4 protein-coding genes and 1 pseudogene are annotated in these 3,112 nt (G+C 41.1%); 2 read left to right on the plus strand and 3 right to left on the minus strand.

Annotation, left to right across the window (positions count from 1 at the left end; translation table 11 throughout):
- Positions 1–69 precede the first annotated feature (69 nt).
- The 3 genes from tnpC to H6A27_RS14055 form a co-directional block, all read right to left on the minus strand.
- Positions 70–1,485 (minus strand): IS66 family transposase, encoded by a 1,416-nt coding sequence (gene tnpC, locus H6A27_RS14045; protein ID WP_204509132.1) that lies wholly within the window; start codon positions 1,483–1,485, stop codon positions 70–72.
- Between the two features lie 80 nt (positions 1,486–1,565).
- Positions 1,566–1,934 carry an IS66 family insertion sequence element accessory protein TnpB gene (tnpB, locus tag H6A27_RS14050; RefSeq protein ID WP_204509133.1) on the minus strand — a complete coding sequence of 123 codons (369 nt, stop codon included), beginning with the start codon at positions 1,932–1,934 and terminating at the stop codon, positions 1,566–1,568.
- Positions 1,927–2,289, minus strand: coding sequence for a hypothetical protein (locus H6A27_RS14055; RefSeq protein WP_204509135.1), 363 nt, complete (start codon positions 2,287–2,289; stop codon positions 1,927–1,929). The genes tnpB and H6A27_RS14055 overlap by 8 nt, the downstream gene beginning before the upstream one ends.
- An 84-nt stretch (positions 2,290–2,373) precedes the next feature.
- Here H6A27_RS14055 and H6A27_RS15670 point away from each other — a divergent pair.
- Positions 2,374–2,609: pseudogene (locus tag H6A27_RS15670) on the plus strand (IS66 family transposase); the annotation flags it as partial.
- Positions 2,610–2,701: 92 nt separating this feature from the next.
- Positions 2,702–3,019, plus strand: a complete 318-nt coding sequence (locus H6A27_RS14060; RefSeq protein ID WP_204509134.1) for a Clp protease/crotonase-like domain-containing protein — start codon at positions 2,702–2,704, stop codon at positions 3,017–3,019.
- The last annotated feature ends 93 nt before the right edge of the window (positions 3,020–3,112 follow it).

Below are 3,112 nucleotides of genomic sequence, written 5' to 3' on the forward strand. Positions count from 1 at the left end.
AATCTTTACAGTAATATATTTTATGTTGGCATCAAAAAAGGTAAAAGTACTGTTAATTATGGACTTTAATTATGATGCCAACATAAATATAATGCCAACATAAGGACGGTTATGTAGTGTACAACATAACCTACCCAAAGCCAACGGCCTTATCGCATTCTCAATGAGATTGTTGTCGATATTCACCCTACCGTCATTTACATATCTGGAGAGTCTGGGAAGAAGTGAGAAGGTGTATTCTATAGCCTTACCGGTACGGCTCTTAGGCAGCACCTTAAGGTAGGCATCCTGCATCCACCTTTCAAATTCCAGTATCACAGGGTAAGATTCCCGGATACGTTTTTCCTTTCGCTCTTCTATGGAAAGGCCGGCTTCGTTAGCCTCAGATTCAACTTTGTACAGTTTGCCTATATGGCATAATGCTTGTGTAGCCAGTACCTTGTTCTCGTCAAGTGCCTCCGTAAACTTTCTCCTTGCATGGGCCCAACAGCCGAACAGCGTGATGCCTTTCATCCGTTCGAACTGTTCGTAGGCATCATAGCCGTCGCACTGCGCAAGCCCGGCATAATTGCCCAGGAGTTCACGGGCAACCTTCCCGCTACGGCTGCCACGGTCATAATGGAACACGACGTCTCCGGTGATGCCGTCACGCAGGCACCACTCATAACCTTTTCTCGTCTTGTGCTTTTCGTTGTCAATAACAGGTATCACACTCTCGTCTATCTGTATATATTCACTTGAGAGTATCTGCTTCTTAAGGAGATTATAGAGAAGCTTCAGCTTTTCCACAGCCGCCTCATACCATCCGCCCATAGTCGAGTCACTGATGGTTATGCCGGACTCACGGTACTGTTGTATAAGGCGGTAGAAAGGCAGATGATACATAAACTTTCCGATGATAATGTCAGTCAGTACGGATGCTCCTGCCATACATTTGCCCACAGGTGCCAAAGGAAGCGGACTGATAAGGATATGCCTCTCTTCCGGATGCTTTTCCTTGAGTTCTGATTTTCTTATTACCTTGTGGCGGATGGTCTTTACTATATAGACTTTCTCCGGGATACGTTCCAGACGCAGAGTCTCTTCGGTTCCGATTTCAACGAAATCGTCTTTCAGCTCACCGTCTTCTGTGGTAGTACCTTCAGGGTAAAGATTGATTTCCTTTACAGGCAGCAGGGATGTATCAAGAGGCTTGCGGACAGGTTTCTCTTTGACCTTGACTGTTCTTGTCATCTCTTCTTCCGCCTTGCGTGCTTCCTCCTCAAGTTCAGCCTTCTCATCGGGAGACATTTCCTGCTGTGTAAACAGCGACAACTGGTTGGGGTCAAGAGGAAGGTTCTTCTCACTCATACGGCCGAACATCTTCTTCCTAAGCCAATAAAGGGATTGTTCCAGGGATGCCACTTTCCCGGAAAGTGCATCATTTTCCTTGCGAAGCCTTTCATTCTCCTGTATTATTGCCTTTATCTGTTCTTCCGTAAACATCTGTATTCCATTATCTTATTACAGTGTAAAGATAATAAAATCTGCTGGAATACACAACTTTACAGTGTATTAAATACCTGTTATTTCCGAAGTTTTCTCAAGCTTTCAAGTCTGTTTTTACGTGAATCTCCGGATTCTATGATACCCTCCACTATCATTACAAGGTCACGCCATTCTATCCCTTCGCAGATGTTGTCCTTACTAAAGGAGCCGGGATTGCCAAACGTACCGGCCTCCAAAAGCTTGGAATAGAGTACCATTCCACCTGCCTCCCAATGGAGAAGCTTAATACGGTTGCGTGCCCTGTTCATGAAGATGTAAACATTCCCGTTACATGGATCATGACCCATGACATCAGTCACTATACCACTGAGTGTATGGAAACTCTTCCGCATATCCGTCGGACGGTTGTACAGCAGATAATGAAGACTGTCGTTAAGGTTAAACATGGCTGCTGGCTTGAATTATTGAGTAAAGTTCCTGTGCGCTGAGCTCTCCCTGAATACGTATTGCATCTCCTTTTGATGTACGTATCTCTATACTTTTAAAACCGGATGACGATTCTCCTTTAGGTTTACGACCGCTTTGACCAAATGACGGGACAGGAATAAATGTGCCGCTTTGTCCCAGTTCTATAAAATCACCTTTGGAGGTATTGCCGGAGGACTGTTCCTCTGCATAGCGGGACTTGCTCTCATAAAATCTCCAAACTGGGATATTGAGTTCGGCCAGCCTGGATTTATAGGTTACTTTGTGTTCCTTGCAGTACATAATAATTTCTGCAACTTCTTCTCGTGTCATCATAAATCTTGTTTTTGGGCACAAAGATACTGATGGAAGGAGTTGCAGAAAACACGTGGTTTACCGGAGGCTTACGGCTGAAATATTAACAATCTTAATGAGCAAAGGATGAAACCTATAAAGCTGCAGCTAAAGAACTGTATGAATATAGTCAGTGAAGATGCGACAGAAAACTTGTCATTCATCTTCTCATTGACAGGAAGCTGTAAGCTTAATGATATACACCATCAGAATTATCTGAAATACTTATTTAAGTGTATTTTTCATGGCAAGAATTGCGAAAAAAGGCGCTTTTGCCATGTTTTTATAAACCGGAATGTTAAAATAAAATATTTTCTTGCGGACATTTTTTATTTTATCAGCTGAAAACAGCCGATAAAATTTTCGTGGCGGGAAATAGAAGCTTGCCTAACTTATGAGAATTTTTATTATATTATCATTAATAATCGCATGTCAGGATATTTTATCGCAAAATACTTGTTTAAAAGATTTGATAAAAAAAACAGGACTCACAGATGAAAAAATTTTATTATATGAAAAGAGTCTTAAAGGTGTGCCGATACAAATTAAATCAAAGGAATCATTAACACTGAATTCCACTTTATTAAACAGAAGTATTATATTAAATGGAGGAATTGATAAAGATAAAGCAGATATCATTTCTTCATTACTTTTATACTTAGATACCAACAAATTGGATACAATAAAACTATATATTGCTGAAAACGGTTGATATCCGTTCACCCAAAACGGTGATATCCGTTCACTTTTCATCCTCTAAACCTATGGCGATGCAAATTTATTGATTTTCGTCTGTAATGTTATA

This window comes from Bacteroides caecigallinarum, from assembly GCF_016902295.1.
Lineage (GTDB): Bacteria > Bacteroidota > Bacteroidia > Bacteroidales > Bacteroidaceae > Phocaeicola > Phocaeicola caecigallinarum_A.